Origin of the sequence: Pseudanabaena sp. CCNP1317 (genome assembly GCF_034931345.1) — a bacterium.
In the GTDB taxonomy this organism is placed as follows: domain Bacteria; phylum Cyanobacteriota; class Cyanobacteriia; order Pseudanabaenales; family Pseudanabaenaceae; genus Pseudanabaena; species Pseudanabaena galeata.
Genome location: NZ_JAYGIF010000056.1, coordinates 56,370 through 75,264 on the forward strand (window position 1 = coordinate 56,370; position 18,895 = coordinate 75,264).

Sequence of the window (18,895 nt, forward strand, 5' to 3'; positions counted from 1 at the left end):
AGCTTTGCTCCGTCTTCATTTGTTTGGGTTTTGATTTGTCCTAGCTATCTCTTGCATTGTTATATACCAAACCCGACTGTAGTATGTCGTCAACTTATATAGCAATCTTAAATGGGTTGTGAGAGTGCGCCCCGAAGGGACGTACTCTCACAACCCTCCAAATCTTACAAATCATTTAGGATCGCTATACATTAGTTTGGTATATTAAAGAAGCTGACAAATAAGTTTACAAAATAAATCTTAGTTTTGTACTAGTTTTCATTATTAAATAATTAAATATACTAATTTGATTAAGAATTTAATAAGGTTTCTAGTCTTATTTAGCAAAGTAGATTTCTCTTCAGATTTCTTGTGATTTACACTTCATCCCTATATTTATTCTTTTCATTTACAGATGATAAACACTATCCCTACCAAAAACTTATGGAATAAAAAGTTTCTTAGCGTTTTTAGCTATGGAAGTGCAGCTTTAATTTTAGGACTGTTCGGAAAAGTTGACCTGAGTGTTGCTCAATCTCAGTTGCAAGTAAAAACAAACCGATATTTACAAGTAGAGCAAGTGCGCGGTAAGGTTTTTTTACGCAACCAAAATACTAATCGTCCTGCACGAAGAGGCGATCGCCTTTCGATAATTGGTGATGAAATTGTCACAGATGGCAAATCAACGGCTGTGTTAAGTGTCGATACAGGTATCGGCTTTGTTAATGTTGCTGAGCGGACAGTAGTTCGTATAGATGCACTAAAAGTTACTAGCGACGATGGAAGAATTACGATCTTACAAGTACCTAAAGGACAAGTACGCTTACAAATTAGACGATTTTCTAATCCTAGTTCACGATTTAATATTCAGACTCCTGCGGTCGTTACAGGAGTAAGAGGTACTGAATATGTATTAAATGTCAAGGATGATGGTCGCACGATTCTTTCTACCTTTGAGGGTTCAGTAATGACTGAAGCCCAAAATACAGAGGTTTTAGTGGAGCAAGGATTTCAAAACCAGACCGTATTAGGAGAACCACCTTCGCAGCCAGTCCCTATTCAGGACAATAACGATCTGGAGTATCAAATTTTCAAGCAGTTTGAAAATGGCGATCGCCAAGTGATTCTAGCTGGACAGGTTGATTTTGCTAATACAGTAACAATTGATGGAGTTGAGCAAGCTGTTGATCGAAATGGTCAATTCAGGGCTGTATTAACTACCAATTCAATATATAGAGCTGAGATCAAAGTTATCGTCTCCAATCCTTTGGGAAAACAACGTATCTATGAACTGGTTATTTTCTAAACGCATAGTACAGAAATCTATCCCTTGGACAGTCTCGACGGTAATCGCTGCCATTTTATTTAACTTGGGCGCTTTTCAACCCCTTGAATACTTTGTCTATAATCGGTTTACCAATTGGCGCATTGATCGCAATTGGGATGAGCGTTTAGTAATTATTGCGATCGATGATGTCAGTATCGAAAAATTAGGACGCTTTCCATGGACGCGCGATCGCTATATCCCATTACTTCAAAAGCTCACCGAAGCTAAAGCGAGTACAGTTGCAATTAATTTAATTTGGTCAGAATCTAGTTCTGCTGATGCATTGTTATCCAGAGTGATGTCTGACAACAGACATGTTGTTTTATCTCAAGCGTGGAATGCTCAGGGCAAAAAGTTACTACCAGTTCCCCAACTAGCGGAAGTAGCGATCGGATCAGGACATATTCTTGAGCCTAAGAGTAGTGACGGGATCGTGCGTTGGACAGAATTATATAAAGATGATACGCCTTCTCTAGCAATGGCTACCTTACAAGCCTATAACCTTGTTTGGGGAAACGTGTCAATGCCCAATCCAGATGTGACATTTTGCATCAACTGGACATATCGCCCTCAACAAATGCGCCAATATTCCTTTGTCGATGTGATTGAAGAGCGGATTCCTCTAAATACATTCCAAAATAAAATTGTTCTTGTAGGCGTAACTGCTACAGGGCATGATGCATTGGTGACACCTTTTGATGGAAATGATTCCGCTCATAGCGTCCATTTACACGCCAACATTCTCCAAAACTTATTACAGCAGAATCAGTTACGAGTACCTGAAATACATTGGACTTGGGGAATAATGCTATTAGTGGGGATGTTACTAGCTTGGATACTTGGGCAAAGTAAAACTTTTAGACAAATAGTAATTGTGCTAGTCATCTCTGGTGGTTGGGGAGTCTGTGCTTTTGGATTCTACATATATGGCTATTGGCTTCCTGTAGCTATGCCGATCGCCTTAATCCTGTCTATTGGACTATTCAGTATTGTCCAAAATCAAATCGAATCAAGGCAACATTTGCAACAAATAAATTCTAAGCTTACCTATGAAGCTTTTCATGATCATCTTACGGGCTTAGCCAACCGCATTTTACTCACCGATCGCATTAATCATGCGATTTCTCTCTATCAAAGACATGGTTATCTATTTGCAGTTATTTTGATAGATTTGGATGGATTCAAAGCCATTAACGATAACCTAGGTCATTTGAATGGCGATCGCCTATTGATCGAAGTGGCAAAACGTTTAAGTGCCTCGATTCGCTCAGGTGATACTGCTGCTAGGCTTGGTGGTGACGAGTTTGTGGTTTTGCTAGATAATCTCAAAGAAAAGCAAGATGCAATCATTACGATTGAAAGAATTCAAGCGGCGATGGCTCCTACTTGTTGTCTTGAGGGGAACGAGATCAGCATTTCTATGAGTATGGGAATGGCTTTTAGTGTTGAATCCTATCAATCCCCAAAAGATATCCTCGCTGATGCCGATATTGCTATGTATCAAGCTAAATCTCTTGGGAAGTCATGCTATCAAGTTTTTGATGCTTTAATCTAAGAGTATGTTTAAGAAGTACCCTATACCATTTTGCGCTTTGATATAGAATCGTTTTTTTTATGAGAATTGCTAGTCTTTCTTCTTTATCTACTTTTTTATCTACTTTAACGTGAGTTCGATATAGCCATTTGCGTCGTGCTTCGCACGACGCAAATGGCTATATCGAACTCACGTGATATTACGTCGTCATACTGTTTCCATATCATCTTAAAAGAGGATTTGGAGACCAAATCCCTACATATTTATTGTAGGGGCTTGGTCTCCAAGCCCCAATCTCAGCTTCTTGTATTTTGGGTTTTATGTCCTAAGTCAACCTTTGGTTGCTATATATAGCAACGCAAGAGATAGATAGGATAAATCAAAACCAAAGAGATGAGTGGCGGCGCTTCGCGCCGCCACTCATCTCTTTGGTTTTATGTCCTAAGCAAAACTTACGTTGCTATATATGAAACTTTGAGATAATGTGAAACACAGGTAAATTAATCATTAAATTTAATTGCTTATGTTTATCCACCAATACGTAGAAGTCCATTCAATCAGCCAACCAGATGCGATCGCGCTGAAATTTAAGCAAAGTCAATTTACCTATGGACAACTTCATGAGCATACGCATCAACTTTCTTGTTATCTAAACAACCTTGGGATCGGCAGTGAAGATCGAGTCGTAGTTTTCTTAGAGCCATCATTGGAGATTGTGGTTAGCTTATTGGCAATCTTTAAAGTTGGTGGTACTTACGTTCCCCTTGATCCCAGCTATCCATCAGAGCGTCTAGCCAATCTCTTGGCGGAAATCCAACCTAATGTGGTAATCACTCAAGAACACCTTCTCCCAAATCTGCCAGTTACCTCTGAACATGTTTTTTGTATTGATAGGGATTGGCAAACAATTCAGGATCTGCCAGCTCAAAAATTCGACCATGAGATTACCCCACAGCAAACTGCTTACATTATTTATACGTCAGGTACAACTGGCAAGCCGAAGGGAGTAATGGTAAGTCATAGTAACTTACTGCACTACATCCTAGTTGCACAGGAGGAATATGGCTTTAATGCTCAGGATGTAATGCCAGCGATCGCCCGTTTTACTTTTAGCATTTCACTGTTTGAGTTGCTTTCTCCACTAGTTGCAGGTGGAACTTTGCTTATTCTTGAACGCGATCGCATTTTAGACTTTGAGCAAATGGTTCAAGTCTTGAAGCAGGTTACAGTAATTCATGCTGGACCTAGTTTACTACGAGCATTATTGACTCATATTGAAAAGACCCTGACAGCAGATCCTCAGCAATTTCAACAACTCAGACATGTCTCAACTGGCGGGGATATGGTTCCAGTCGATATCCTAGAAAGAATGAGAAAAACATTTCAACATGCCGAAATGTTTGTGATTTATGGGTGTAGTGAAGTAAGTTGCATGGGTTGTACTTACTCAGTCCCTAGACAAGGAATTATCACCAAAAGTTTAGTTGGCAAGCCATTTAATAATGTATTTATTCATTTATATGACGAATCTCACAACGTAGTACCAATCGGTGTCACTGGTGAAATTTACATTGGTGGTGCAGGAGTAGCGAAAGAGTATCTCTATCGTGAACAACTGACTCAAGAGAAATTTATAACAATAGATGGAGTACGTTTTTATCGCACTGGTGACCTAGGACGTTTTGAGGAAGATGGAAATCTTGAGGTTTTAGGACGTTCAGATTTCCAAATCAAGCTGCGTGGAATTCGTATTGAGCTAAACGAAATTGAAACAATATTACGTCAGGCTCCTGGAGTCATGGATGGAGTAGTAACTTCTTGTGATCTTGAGATAGGAGAAAAAGGCTTAGTTGCTTACGTAGTTCTAGAGCAAGGGAAGAATTTCATTGTCGAGATTCGGCGTTTTCTACAGGCAAAACTACCAGACTATATGGTTCCTAATATATTTATGGAACTGGAAGCAATGCCTCTTAACATAAATCAAAAACTTAATCGTCTTGCTTTGCCAGCGCCAACTTTAACTAATGCTGTCCTGCACAATAATGCCTATGTAGCACCTAGGACGGAATTGGAAGAAATTCTGACGGACATCTATGCAAGAACTTTGAATCTAGAACGCATAGGCATCTACGATAACTTTTTTGAATTTGGCGGTCATTCACTGATGGCGACTCAAGTTATTTATCGACTTCAAGAGATTTTAGAATCAGAGATTCCTGTCAGTCAATTGTTTGTGCAGCCAACAGTTGCAGGATTGGCAGAATATATCACAACAGCAAAGCAGAATAAGGATGACTCTTATTTAACATTAGATTCGAGTGTACAGAGGCGTTTGGAAACTAATTTTCCACTTTTGTCATCCCAGCAGCAGTTATGGTTCCTGACACAATTGGAAGGAGGAAATGCTGCTTACAATATTCCACTTGCTTTCAAAATATTTGGCGAGTTGGATATCCCAACCTTAGAGAGAAGTTTGAACGAAATTTTGCAGCGACATGATTCTCTAAGATCGATCTTTCCTGTAATCGACGGTTTACCAGTTCAGCAGATTTTACCATTGCAATTCTTACCTTTGAGAACTATAAATCTTCTGACTCTAACCGAAAATGAACAAACAGAAAAAACTTATCAATTAGCAAGGGAAGAAGCACAACGACCTTTTGATCTGACAAAAGATTTGCTTATCCGTTCAACCTTACTGCAATTAGGAGAGAACTCAAACGTTCTACTGTTAACAACGCATCATATTGTTTCCGATGATTGGTCGATCAGAATATTGCAAAAGGAGATGTCTGTAATCTATACAGCATTTCGGCAGGGTCGGATTTCTCCACTAAAAGTGCTAGACATTCAGTACGTTGACTATGTGTATTGGCAGCAGAAACGGCTGAACGAGAAATTTCTTGATCAGCAATTAGTCTATTGGGAAAAACAATTAGCCTATGCACCACCGCTTTTAGATTTCCCAACCGATCATCCTCGTCCAGTGGCTCAGACATATCGGGGTGAGACCGAATTCTTTACACTTGATTTGGCACTTACACGTCAAATCAAAATCCTTAGCCAACGTACAGGTGTAACCCTTTTTATGTCGCTACTATCAGCTTTCGCAATTTTGCTTTCACGCTATAGTAGGCAACAAGACGTGGTGATTGGCTCTCCCATTGCTAATCGTAACCGAAAGGAACTGGAGTCCTTGATTGGCTGTTTTATTAATCTTCTGGCTTTGCGAATTGATTTGACTGGTGACCCCACTTTTACAGAATTTATTCAGAGGGTAAAGGACATTTCTCTTGGTGCTTATGCTCACCAAGAACTTCCATTCGAGAAATTAGTAGAAAAACTATGCCCTAATCGTAGTTTTAGCTATTCGCCAATATTCCAAGTAATGTTTGTATTGCAAAAAGCTCCTGTAGAAATCTCAGAGCCTGTAGATTTAAAGCTAATTCCTTTGAATTCAGAGACAGGAACAGCACAATATGATCTCACTCTGATGATGGAAGAGACAGAAATTGGGTTGAGTGGTCATTTTGAATACAACAGCGGACTATTTAATCGACTAACCATCAAACGATTGATTAGTAATTTCCAAATTTTGCTAGAAAGTATTGTTAAGAATCCCAAACAGTCGATTTCTCAATTACCAATATTAACGGAAAGAGAAAAACATCAGTTGTTAGTTGAATGGAATGACACAAACACAGATTATCCTCAAGATAAATGTATTCACCAATTATTTGAGGAACAAGTGGAACGAACTCCCGATGCGATCGCTGTTTCCTTCCAAGACCAGAATCTAACTTATCGAGAACTAAATAGCCGAGCCAATCAACTTGCCCATTACTTACAGAAACTAGGTGTAAAGCCAAATATATTGGTTGGTATTTGCATAGAACGCTCCCTAGAAATGATGGTGGGCTTAATGGGGATACTCAAAGCAGGTGGAGCATATGTGCCTTTAGATCCCAACTATCCTCCAGAAAGAATTGATTATATGATTGCGGATGCTCAAATGCCAGTGCTGTTAACTCAATCCAAGTGGAAAATTCAAGAACATCAAGCTCAAGTTATTTGTCTTGATTCAGACTGGGAAAAAATCGCTTCTCAAAATTCAGACAATCCTGCTCCCATCAATGACAACCAACATGTAGCCTATGTCATTTATACCTCTGGCTCCACAGGTAAACCGAAAGGAGTGATGATAGGTCAGAAAGCATTAGTCAGCTTTGTGCAGACAGCTATCTCCGAATATGGATTCTCCGAAAGCGATCGCATACTCCAGTTCGCCTCAATTAACTTTGATGCGGCAGTTGAAGAGATTTTCCCCTCTTTGTGTACGGGAGCTACATTGGTATTGCGTACCGACAAGATGCTATCTGACTTACGAACATTTTTTCAAGCATGTGAGGATTTGCGTCTAAGTGTGTTAGATCTGCCAACAGCATACTGGCATCAGTTAGCTGCGGAGCTAGCAAGCACAAATGAATCTTTCCCAGAATCTTTGCGGTTAGTTATTATTGGAGGAGAAAAGGTACTGCTCGAACCAGTTAGAGCTTGGCAGAAATATGTTACTAAATCTGGAAAAGGCGATCGCTTACAACTGATTAATACGTATGGTCCTACGGAAACCACAGTTGTAGCGACACTATATCGAATCCCAATCACATTCTCAAACATTAGCGAAGTTCCCATTGGTCGCCCTCTAGCCCATCTCCAAACTTATATCCTCGATTCACAATTACAACCAGTTCCCATAGGAGTAACTGGAGAACTACACATAGGTGGAGATAGTTTGGCAATAGGCTATCTCAATCGTCCAGAACTAACAGACGAGAAATTTATCCCTAATCCTTTTAGTTCACAATCAGGCAGCCGTCTTTACAAAACTGGTGACTTAGCGCGTTATCTATCAGATGGCAACATTGAATACCTTGGACGCATTGATAACCAAGTCAAAATCCGTGGTTTCCGTATCGAGTTAGGCGAAGTAGAGACAGCCCTGTCTCAACATCCTCTTCTCCGAGCAACTATTGTTACAACAAGAGAGGATACCCCCGGCGATAAACGCCTTGTTGCCTATGTTGTTACAGAAGATCAAACTCAAGACATCGATCTTAGAGCTTTTCTAAAAGATCGGCTACCGAGTTACATGATACCAAGTGCATTTGTCTTCTTAGAGGAAATGCCGATCACCCCTAATGGTAAAATAGATTATCGTAGGTTACCTGCACCAGATGCATCTAGTACGCCATTAGAAAAGAATTTTGTCCCCCCCCGTAATTCGACAGAAGAGACTCTCGCCAAGATTTGGTCTCAAATATTAGGTGTGGAACGAGTCGGCATTAACGATAATTTCTTTGAGTTGGGTGGACATTCTCTATTGTCAGTACGACTGATATCAGAAATTGAGAAGACGTTTAATTATCAGATTCCTCTGTCGTCATTTTTTGAAATGGGAACGATCGCTGAAATTGCCAAGTGGATGTGTGAAAAGCCTTCTGAAACAATATCACCTGAAGACGTTCCTTTAGGGCTTAGTTTAGAAGACTATCGGGCTTTTCTATCCTTGTGCGGTGGTCGGATTGGCAAACACATCGGCAAACGAGGCTTAATTGTAGAAGTCCCCCCCACTGAGATGAAATCAACTCAGCCTTTTATTTGGATTGGCTACATTGATTTTAGTAAGAATTTGGGATTGCCCCAACCTGTATACACCATACCTGGTGGTAGTTGGACTCCGTTACATTCTACCGAAAACTATATTGAAGCGATCGCCTCAGTAATAGTTGATGAAATACTTTCAATTCCGCAAGATGAACCTTACTTGATTGGAGGGAACTGCTATGAAGGGCTTGTGGCGATGGAAGTAGCTTGCCAATTACAGAAAAAGGGCAAAAAGGTTGATTTCCTTGCAATAATTGATAAAGAAGGCCCATCTAAAATATATGATGTGTTGTGCCAACTCGATCTCAAACTTTGCATACTTAAATTTCATCTCATGCAATTCTTGCCACTGTCATTGACTGAAAAAGGTAAGTATATTCTCGAAAGATTGTTTTCCTTTAATGCGATGGAAGAGATAAATAAATCTGAGAATGAGTTGGATTTTAGTCAGTTTATGGCTGATCAATCTCCCGAAAAGCCCCATAGACAAATGAGTGAACATGATCTCATACTACCGCAAGCATGGGATTCTATTGACCAAGTATGTAGAAATCATAGCTCTAAAGTTTTTTCTGGAAAGGTTGTACTAACAGCACCGACAAAGAGTGGACTGAAATCAAGAACAAAGGATGTCCTGTGGACGGATCTATCGTGGCTCTTTCCCTATTGCGGGTGGGGAAAACTATTAACAGGAAAAGTTTCATTACATAAACTTGACTGCGCTCATGCTGATGTAGGTATGAAGAAAAATGCTGAGCAGATTGGTCAGATTATTTGGCAAGCCTGTGAGGAATTTCGTTAACAAAACAGAAAGGATGAGAAACAGCGCTAAGCGCTGTTTCTTGCATTCTATTGCCACATCCAGAGAGGCATTCCACTGGTTTCTGCTTCAAATTGTAAACGCGCGATCGCACTGTCCGAACCACTAGGCAAAAATTTACTGGCAAAGGATTTGGGTGGCTTAATTGTGAAGACTTTAGTGGTTTTGGGATCAAGTCCCACTAGTTCGGCAGCATAGCGCCTTGCATCTTCTTCAGTGCCAATGCGATCAACTAAACCCAATTCAACAGCTTGCTCACCTGTGAATACTCGTCCATCGGCGAACGATCGCACTGTCGCGGGACTAAGTTTCCGACCTTCGGCTACGGTTTCCACAAACTGGTTGTAGCTGCTGTCGATTAAGGATTGCAAGATCACTCTTTCTTCAGGTGTGATTTCGCGATCGAAGGAGAGAATATCTTTGTAAGCACCAGATTTGATTACTTTAAAGGAAACGCCAATCTTATCAAGTAACTTTTCGATATTGTTGCCCCGCAAAATTACGCCGATGCTACCTGTAATTGTGCCAGCATTAGAAATGATGTAATCTGCGCCAACACCAATATATACACCGCCACTCGCGGAAATATTGCCAAAACTAGCCACTACTTTTACTTTTTCGCGCAGTCGCTTGAGCGCGGCATATATTTCTTGAGAGTCGCCAACGGTTCCCCCAGGGCTGTCAATCCGAAGTAATAGCGCAGGAAATTTCTGCTCCTCCACAAATTCAAGAGCTTCAAGAACGCGAGTCCTTGTGCCTGACCCGATCGCCCCCGTGATTTCAATACGTGCGATTTTTTTGCGAAATTTGCGTTTTAAAAAGCCGAACATTAAATTATGAGTTGTGTTTTTGATTTGACTTTTACCATCTTAGCTTCTTACCGCAAATGATTGTCTGCACTGGATTTCTATCAATACAAAGTAGCTTAAGTTACAAAAAATCACAATTTCAACTAGGATAGACAGCACTTCGCGCCGTCTATCCTAGTTGAAATTGGTTCTGATAATAGCTAAAAACCAATGATCAAAAGCTGTATCCTGAATATATTCAAGCTAAACATTTCGCAATATATTACAAACCCCAATGCACGAGACGAACTTTCGTAGCAGCCTTCAGACAGGAGGCGATCGCCGCAGACTCAAAACGATCATTGTGTTGACAATTGTCTATGGATTGACAGTTGGGATGCATTTTGCCCCTTGGAGTCGCTGGCTGCTGTTAGGGTTATTTAGTATTCAGGCTTTGCGGTTGATATTTGCGCCGCCTGCGATCGCACCAGCAGCTAATCACAAAATCGATGCAGATCAAGATTCAGATCAAGATTTACCATTTTTCTCACTGTTAGCATCGGCAAAAAATGAAGAAGCCGTAATTGGTAATTTAGTTAAAAATTTATGTCAACTCGATTATCCAAGCGATCGCTTCGAGGTGTGGATTGTTGATGACAATAGCAGCGATCGCACGCCTGAAGTTTTAGAATTACTCAAGCAGAAATATCCCCAATTAAAGACTTTGCGTCGTGGTGATGATGCTCAGGGGGGCAAGTCGGGCGCTTTAAATCAAGTTTTAAGTTTAACGAAGGGCGATCTTATTGGGGTGTTTGATGCTGACGCTCAAGTACCTGCGGATGTGTTGCGATCGCTTGTGCCAGTATTCCATCAACCAAAAATTGGGGCTGTCCAGTTACGCAAGGCGATCGCCAATGCCTCTGAGAACTGGTGGACAGCGGGGCAGTCAGCCGAAATGGCTCTGGATTGGTGTTTACAAGATTTACGGATTCGGGTTGGCGGTGTCGGGGAATTGCGCGGCAATGGTCAATTTGTGCGCCTTACTGCACTCCAAGACTGCGGTGGTTGGAATGAGCAAACTATTACGGATGATCTTGACCTCACAATCCGACTGCATTTGTGTCAATGGGATATTGCTTGCTTGAATTTCCCTGCGGTACAGGAAGAAGGTGTGGTGACAGCAAAACAGCTATGGCATCAGCGCAATCGTTGGGCTGAGGGTGGATTCCAGCGCTATCTTGATTATGCGAATCTATTGCTAAGCGGACGCATGGGATTCTTAAAAAGCTTTGATGCTTCACTGTTTTACATCAATCAATATTTACTAACCGTTGCCTTTATTCCCGACACGATCGCTGCGATTGTATTGAGACATAACCCGATGTTACCTGCGATCGCGGGCTTCTCCCTAGCCCTCAGCTCAGTAACTATGGCTTTTGGACTGCGACGCGCCTATCAAATGTCATGGAGATCGGCGATCTGGCAAACGATTTCTGGCATGATTTATATGCTGCATTGGATTCCTGTGATTGCCAGTGTGACGCTGAGAATGTGCGTTCTTCCGAAGCGTTTAAAATGGGTAAAAACCCAACACCAAGGTGCTGGAGAGAATTTATTAGCAGATATAGAATTGCAAGAGATAGAAAACCATGCATGATTGGATTGTAATCGGTGGAGGGATCACAGGCATATCGCTGAGCTATGAACTGCAAAAGGCTGGCTTTTCGGTATTGCTAATTGAGCAGCATCAACAACTTCAGGGTGGCAGTAGTCTTGGCTATGGGGGCATCTCATACTGGGCTGGTTCAACGGCTCTCACTCAACAACTTTGCCAAGAGGGAATTACTAGACAACGAGAACTTTCCCATGAACTGGGCATGGATACAGAGTTTCGTGAGATTGATTTGCTATTGACTCTCGAACCTGACGCAGATTCAGAAGCTATTCTCGCGCAATATGCTAATTGCATGATTTCCCCGACTTTGCTCAACGTTCAAGAAGCTTGCGATCGCGAACCACAATTAAATGTGAATGGAATTGGTGGAGCTTTACTGCTGCCCCATGCTCATATCAACTTAAACTGTTTTGTAAAAGCCCATCAGCAAGCAATCCAAAAATTGGGCGGCGAAATTATCTACACCAAAGTCAATCAAATTTTAATCGAAGGCGATCGCGTCGCAGGTGTAACTACAGAACAGGGAGAATTTCGTAGCGATCGGGTGGTTGTTTGTGCAGGAGGCTTATCTCGCGCTCTACTTAAAGCATCAGGACTTCATGCCAGAATCTATTACACCCATGCTGAAGCGATCGATACAGACCCCGTTGATCTGGAATTGCGATCGATGGTAATGCCTGCGGATACTAAGCGCTATGAATTAGAAGGAGCAACCAAGGACATTGATCAAGATGCTATTTGGGATGTGGCTGGGCATGAACTATTGCCTCCTTCGATTGATGCTGGAGCGATTCAGTATTGCGATCGCAGCATCAGATTTGGTCAACTTAGCCGCGTTTTAACCGATCCTTACGCAGCGATCGATCCCATTGAAAGTGAAGCTGGTATTCGGGCATACGTCAGTAAAGTTCTACCCAAAATTGGTGAATTAAAGGGCAAATGGCGAAATTGTCTGGTTGCTTTTAGTAGTGACAATTTACCGTTAGTTGGTTCACTAAAGGAATGCGAAAACCTCTATCTGTTCTCTGGATTCACCAGTCCCACTGTTTATGTACCGACACTATCGAAGAGGTTTGCAGAACATGCAAAGGGCAATTCTGATGAGATTATTGACTCACTCTCTCCTCAAAGATTTTCAGCAATTACTTAACTGATATTACGTGGAAGTTTCTAAGACCATCATCCCTTCTCCCATATTTTTTTGAAAGTGTTGCTTTGCAACACTTTCAAAAAAATAAGCAATGAAGTGCCGCGCTCTGCGCGGCACTTCATTGCTTATTTGGCGAGAAGACGAAAATTAACTTGCTAGGACGTTAAGGAAATGCAAAAATATTGACATTAGCAGTGACTGAAATGATTATGCTCGGTAAAACCTTGACTGGGCGCTATAAAATCGTCAAACAACTTGGCGGCGGCGGCTTTAGCCAAACCTTTATTGCAGAAGATGGATATCTGCCCGATCGCCCTACTTGTGTGATCAAGCAGCTTAAGCCTGCGTCATCACAAGCAGAAATTTTAAAAATCTCCCGTGAACTATTCGATAAAGAAGCAAAAGTACTTTACAAATTGGGACGGCATGAATGTATCCCCAGTTTATTAGCGCACTTTGAAGAAGACGAAGAATTTTTTCTCGCTCAAGAATTGATTGAAGGCGATGTCTTGACTCAAGAAATTAAGCGTGGTCAATGTTTGGGAGAGCAGTATACGATTGATTTTCTCACTGATATTTTGCCGACCCTCGATTTTGTCCATCATCAACAGGTAATTCATCGTGACATCAAACCCAGTAATCTGATCCGTCGAGCTAGTGACAAAAAAATTGTCTTAATTGATTTTGGGGCAGTCAAAGAAGTTAGCACCCAACCAATTAGTCAGCTAGGACATACTTCCAGTTTGGTAATTGGCTCTCCTGGATATATGCCCAATGAGCAATATAGTGGCAAGACCATGTTTGCCAGTGATATCTATGCGATCGGGGTGATTGCCATCCAAGCCCTCACGGGAGTACTGCCCAATCAGATCCCTGAAGATCCTATTACTAGTGAGTTTTGCTGGCGCGATCGCGCAAAAGTCACGCCTACATTGGCTGATGTAATTGATAAAATGGTGCGCTTTGATTTTCGCCAACGCTATCAATCAGCCAATGATGTATTGGAAGCACTGCAACCTCTACTAATGCAATCTGAAGCTCAGACTGTTTTTAGCGAGTTTGCACCCTCACCTCTTACTGATTTATCACTAGTTCTTAATCCTCCTGAAAAAACTAATCAGAGTTATCTGGAAAAGCTAATTGATGAAGTATCAGATGACCTTGAAATGAGTGAAGACCCTGTGAGGGCTAAGAAGCTAGTATGTCTCGTATGCACTGGTATTTTAGAAAACGATCTCAATCGTCTTAATAATTTTAGTTTTGTGGAACTACTGGAAGACTTATATCAACAATTTCCAAGTATTGAAGCTTTAAAAGAGAACTTGGTAAAATCTGTGAAGACGATCGCTGTCCAAAAGCAGCGTCAATACTTAATTGTTGCCAAAATAGTTTTTAACGCAGCTTCTAAACTTTACCCACAAACACCTGTATCAGTAATTGCCGAACCGATTAGTTCTTCTCAAGTCAAACCCAATCCTCAAACAGTTAGTCAACCACTTGCTTATTCAGTAAATCATCTAGTCATTAATGCAGGTTCAGCACAACTAATTGCTCCGATTGATACTTCTCAAAACAATTGCATAAAAGAACCTCTCAACAACTCACTGATTGCAACACCCCCATCGGAGTATCAGTTCAGCTTTACTGAAGATGAATTATCGCTGATCGATCCCTATCTCAACGATGACTCTGACATTTATGCATGGGTAGCCCATAATATTGATACAGATGCTCAGCAGATGCGTCTAAAAAAACTCTTGTTTTATACCTATCAAGATGTTTGGGAAAGTGATCTGCGTCAATTGAATAGCATTGATTGGGCAAGTCTTTTGAGAGAGTTAGTTTCATTCATGCCTACTTTTCAGCAATTGACAGCATTACTCCATGAGTCAGTTCAAAGAGTTTCCAAACCTACGGAATATGCTGTGATCGGTAATTTGCTACTTAGCAAGTTAGAGCCTCTTTATCCCGATCGCAGTTATGAAAATAATTTATCAGAGGTTAGTCCTGCGATCGCCCCACCAATTGCACCCACGATCAATCAACCTGATTATTACAATCGTCAAAGCCGCAGTAAAATTCCCTTTGATCCGCAAATTGCAGTTGATCTATTTGACTTGCGATTGGAACTGATGCGATTTACCAGTTCTATGCGAGCCAAGATTTTACTTTTTTCTGTTCTGTACTACCCCTTTGATTCCGATCGCGATAATTGGCATGATTTGAGAACTCATGGGCTTGATGGACTGCTACGACAGTTATTTTATGCTTATTCATTCTACGAGAAAGCCGAAAAAGCGATCTGGCAAACAGCGCGATCGCTAAGTGAACCTAGTGCTTACGATCAGTCCGCTAGTTATATTCTTCAGGCTATCAAAACTCTATACGATCAGATTGAGGCTAAATCAATGTTGCATCCTGCGGAAGGTAACTTATCCCAATCCGATGATACTGACTTTACTCAACCAAGTTTACTCTTCCGCAGCAGCGATGATGACACTTGCCAGTTTATCTAAAAGAGAGTTCGGCGCGGAGCGTTGAACTCTCTTTTGGGTTTAGCAAAATCCAAGCTAAAGTATAGATGGCAACGTTCTTTAGTTGGTTTCTGTGCAAGAAGATTTTCGGTTAATTGTTGATTTAGTAACTGTTCTTGCAGCAGCTTCGTTTGGCGGGTTACTGGCGGCGGCTCTGCGATTACCAGTTTTGTTGGGCTACATTTTTGGCGGCATCGTTGTTGGACCCACAGGTTTAGGACTGATCAAAGAATTGATTCAGGTAGAAACCCTTGCCCAGTTTGGGGTTGCCTTTTTGCTATTTGCCCTTGGTGTTGAGTTTTCGCTGAAGCAATTAAATAAGGTGAGAGCGATCGCCCTAGGTGGTGGTAGCTTACAAGTTTTGCTGACGATCGCTCTTACCACTGCTGTCTCAGTACTGGTGGGATGGGTCGAGACCCCTACACAAGGAATTTTCTTAGGCGGGATTTTATCACTATCATCAACGGCGGTGGTACTGCGAAGTCTCATGGAAACCAATGCCACCGAGTCTGCACAGGGACAGGTAACACTGGGGATGTTGATCATCCAAGATTTAGCACTAGGTTTGATGCTGGCGGTTTTGCCCGCACTGGATCATCCTGAGTCAGTGGGGATCGAAGTGATCAAGGCTTTGTCGGTAACAGCTTTATTTGCAGGTGGCGCGATCGCCGCAGGGATTTGGGTGATTCCGCCATTTTTGCGATGGGTAGCGAGTACCGAGAGTCGCGAATTATTTTTACTCAGCGTGATCGTGCTGTGCTTAGGAATTGCACTCCTGACTGAGCATTTGGGCTTATCGATCGAGATGGGTGCGTTCGTCGCAGGTTTGATGATTTCTGAGGTGGAATATGCCGATCAAGCACTCACCTATGTTGAACCACTGCGAGATGTGTTTGCGACTTTATTTTTTGCGGCGATCGGGATGCTGATCGATCCTGTATTTCTGTTCCAAAACTGGGAATTAATTCTCAGCCTTGTGGCGATCGTGATGATCGGTAAATTCTTAATCGTCGTACCTTTAGTAAGTATTTTCCGCTATCCATTGCGAGTTGCCATTTTTGCGGGATTAGGTTTAGCCCAAATTGGAGAATTCTCGTTTGTTCTAGCTAGTGAAGGACAGAAATTAGGTTTAGTCTCGCGTCGTGTTTATCTGCTAATTTTGGGGACAACCGCTGTAACTTTGATGGTTACGCCATTCCTACTCAAGGCAACACCACAGATTTTAGAATTGCTTGAAAAAGTACCATTTCTTCAAGCTTGGATGAATAAGTTGGATATGCCCCAAGAGCTTGCGGTAAATGCGAAACTCCATGATCATGTAGTGGTTTGTGGTTATGGTCGCATCGGTCAGGGGATTGTCACTTTGTTGCAATCTAAGGGCTATCCAGTCTTAGTAATTGAGGATGCAGAATCTAAGGTGCAAATTCTGCGATCGCGAAATATTCCCTATCTATACGGCAATTGTGCCAGTCCGTTCGTTCTCGAAAAAGCAGAAATCGACCATGCGCGATCGATGTTGATTGCTATTTCTGACCCGATCGCGACGAGATTGGCTGTGCAAAGAGCTATATCTATTTCTCCAGAAATTGATATTGTAGTCAGAGCTGAAAAAGATGCGGATATCGATACTCTTTATCAACTTGGTGCGAAGGAAGTAGTGCATCCCACCTTTGAGACAAGTTTGGAATTAACTACACATCTACTACTATGTCTAGGTGAAAGTACTCAAGATATCCAGACAGAAATTATTGCGGTACGTCGTAGCCGCTATGCGAATTTCCGTCCTGAAATTGCCTGTGCATTACCAATAGTCCCTCTGTTGCCACCTACCACCAATCTTGTTGAGATTGATGGCAATGCTTCTTGAACTAACAGCTATAAAACACAAATAAAGAAATGCTATGAACACAGGATTATATGAGACAGATTTTTATGGCTGGACATTGGAGCAGTCCAAGCTTCTGTCCTTAGGTCATTTAGATAGCTTGGATTTGTTGAATTTGGTTGAGGAAATAGGGGCTTTGGGTAAGCAAAAGCAGCAAGAATTATCAAATCGATTGGGTGTATTGATTGGACATCTTTTGAAATGGCAGTATCAACCTACAAAGCGATCTCGCAGTTGGCAGGTCACAATTCAGTTACAAAGAGAAGAAATTCAAGATCTGTTAGCGGATAACCCTAGCTTAAAATCTTATTTAGATAAAGCCCTACTTAAGGGATATCGCTTAGGATTAGCGCTAATTTTGGCGGAAACCCCAATCAAGAAAAGTATCTTGCCCAATGAATGTCCTTATAGCCTTGAGCAGTTGCTTGACTTGAGTTTTCCTGATGATATTGGTGTGGAATTTTGATGAAGTTCAAATCTCGATTAATTGCTAAAAATTTGAAATTTTTGCTGCTCGGTCTTACCACTTATTTCCTCACGGCTTGCCAAGGTTCAAATATTGGCAGTTCATTGGAAAATGCGATCGCTCCCGCTAGTCCATCTTCTTCTGATGCGATCGCCGAAAATCCCAATCAACCAACGCCGATCGCCACATCACCCAGTCCAGCCCCAACCGCAAAACCTGAAATAAAACCTGCAACAAAGCCAACTAATTCTCCTACTAGTTTTGTTAGTCCTGCTAATAGCGATCGCTGGTCTAGTCCAATGAAGGCGATCGCTCTACAGTCTTTACCGAAAAAAACAATCCCAGAGACCAACTCCCTCAAAGAACTATTTTTTATAAACTTTCCTAATTCCCAAAAGCAATCTGGTGGATTTAGTGATCTGGACACAGCACCTGCTTCACTTAAGAATTGGATTAAAGACTTAAATAAATTAGGAACAATCTCCCCCAAAACTGGACAACAATTTAAGCCAAATATTTTAGTAGCTCGTCGTGAATATGCCCGATGGTTATTAGAAACCAATAATCGCCTCTATAAAAATCAACCTAGTCGCCAAATCCGTCTTGCTCAACCAACCGATAGCGCTAGTTTTACAGATATTCCTAATAATCATCCTGACTTTGGCATTATTCAAGGCTTAGCTAATGCAGGGCTAATTGGTGGCACGAGCGATCGCTTTCGTCCTAATGATCCGTTATTAAGGGAAGAGCTTGTGCAATGGAAAATCCCCCTCGATCTGAGACAACCCTTGCCCATCGCGACCTTAGAGTCTGTCAGCAAATCATGGGGTTTTAAAGATAGCGATCGTATTAGTGAGAATGCTTTGAATGCAATTTTTGCCGATGCTCAACTGCGCGATCTCTCGAACATTCGCCGTAGCTTTGGATTTACAACTTTATTACAACCGCAGAAGCCCGTTACCCGCGCTGAAGCAGCAGCTTCTCTCTGGTATTTTGGTACTGCGGTGGATGGCACATCAGTTAGTAAGGTTTTAGAAACTGAGAGATAATTAATATTATGGAAACAGGAGAAA

At 41.6% G+C, this 18,895-nt stretch carries 10 protein-coding genes; 9 read left to right on the forward strand and 1 reads right to left on the reverse strand.

What is annotated here, in order from left to right; translation table 11 throughout:
- Positions 1-394: 394 nt before the first annotated feature.
- The 3 genes from VB775_RS11210 to VB775_RS11220 all read left to right on the forward strand — a co-directional run bounded on the left by VB775_RS11210 (position 395) and on the right by VB775_RS11220 (position 9,306).
- Complete coding sequence (locus tag VB775_RS11210; RefSeq protein WP_281008036.1) at positions 395-1,285, forward strand: FecR family protein; 891 nt, start codon at positions 395-397, stop codon at positions 1,283-1,285.
- Complete coding sequence (locus VB775_RS11215) at positions 1,266-2,861, forward strand: diguanylate cyclase domain-containing protein (RefSeq protein ID WP_281008035.1); 1,596 nt, start codon at positions 1,266-1,268, stop codon at positions 2,859-2,861. Before VB775_RS11210 ends, VB775_RS11215 begins: the two co-directional genes overlap by 20 nt.
- A 502-nt stretch (positions 2,862-3,363) precedes the next feature.
- Positions 3,364-9,306: a non-ribosomal peptide synthetase gene (locus VB775_RS11220; RefSeq protein WP_281008034.1), complete on the forward strand. Its 5,943-nt coding sequence runs from the start codon at positions 3,364-3,366 to the stop codon at positions 9,304-9,306.
- Positions 9,307-9,353: 47 nt separating this feature from the next.
- Here VB775_RS11220 and sppA read toward each other — a convergent pair whose 3' ends face one another.
- Positions 9,354-10,154, reverse strand: a complete 801-nt coding sequence (sppA, locus tag VB775_RS11225) for a signal peptide peptidase SppA (RefSeq protein ID WP_190581205.1) — start codon at positions 10,152-10,154, stop codon at positions 9,354-9,356.
- Between the two features lie 253 nt (positions 10,155-10,407).
- On the opposite strand from sppA, the gene VB775_RS11230 reads away from it, so the two are divergent.
- From VB775_RS11230 to VB775_RS11255, 6 genes are all read left to right on the forward strand, one after another.
- The gene (locus VB775_RS11230) at positions 10,408-11,769 is read left to right on the forward strand and encodes a glycosyltransferase (protein WP_281008033.1); all 1,362 of its coding nucleotides are present in this window, start codon (positions 10,408-10,410) and stop codon (positions 11,767-11,769) included.
- A complete protein-coding gene (locus VB775_RS11235; RefSeq protein WP_281008032.1) occupies positions 11,762-12,937 on the forward strand; it encodes an NAD(P)/FAD-dependent oxidoreductase in 1,176 nt (391 codons plus the stop codon). Before VB775_RS11230 ends, VB775_RS11235 begins: the two co-directional genes overlap by 8 nt.
- A 203-nt stretch (positions 12,938-13,140) precedes the next feature.
- Positions 13,141-15,453: a serine/threonine-protein kinase gene (locus VB775_RS11240; protein ID WP_281009365.1), complete on the forward strand. Its 2,313-nt coding sequence runs from the start codon at positions 13,141-13,143 to the stop codon at positions 15,451-15,453.
- 91 nt (positions 15,454-15,544) lie between these two features.
- Positions 15,545-17,338, forward strand: a complete 1,794-nt coding sequence (locus VB775_RS11245; RefSeq protein ID WP_281008031.1) for a cation:proton antiporter — start codon at positions 15,545-15,547, stop codon at positions 17,336-17,338.
- A gap of 34 nt (positions 17,339-17,372) precedes the next feature.
- Positions 17,373-17,822 carry a DUF29 domain-containing protein gene (locus VB775_RS11250; protein WP_281008030.1) on the forward strand — a complete coding sequence of 150 codons (450 nt, stop codon included), beginning with the start codon at positions 17,373-17,375 and terminating at the stop codon, positions 17,820-17,822.
- Positions 17,822-18,871, forward strand: a complete 1,050-nt coding sequence (locus tag VB775_RS11255) for an S-layer homology domain-containing protein (protein ID WP_281008029.1) — start codon at positions 17,822-17,824, stop codon at positions 18,869-18,871. Before VB775_RS11250 ends, VB775_RS11255 begins: the two co-directional genes overlap by 1 nt.
- The last annotated feature ends 24 nt before the right edge of the window (positions 18,872-18,895 follow it).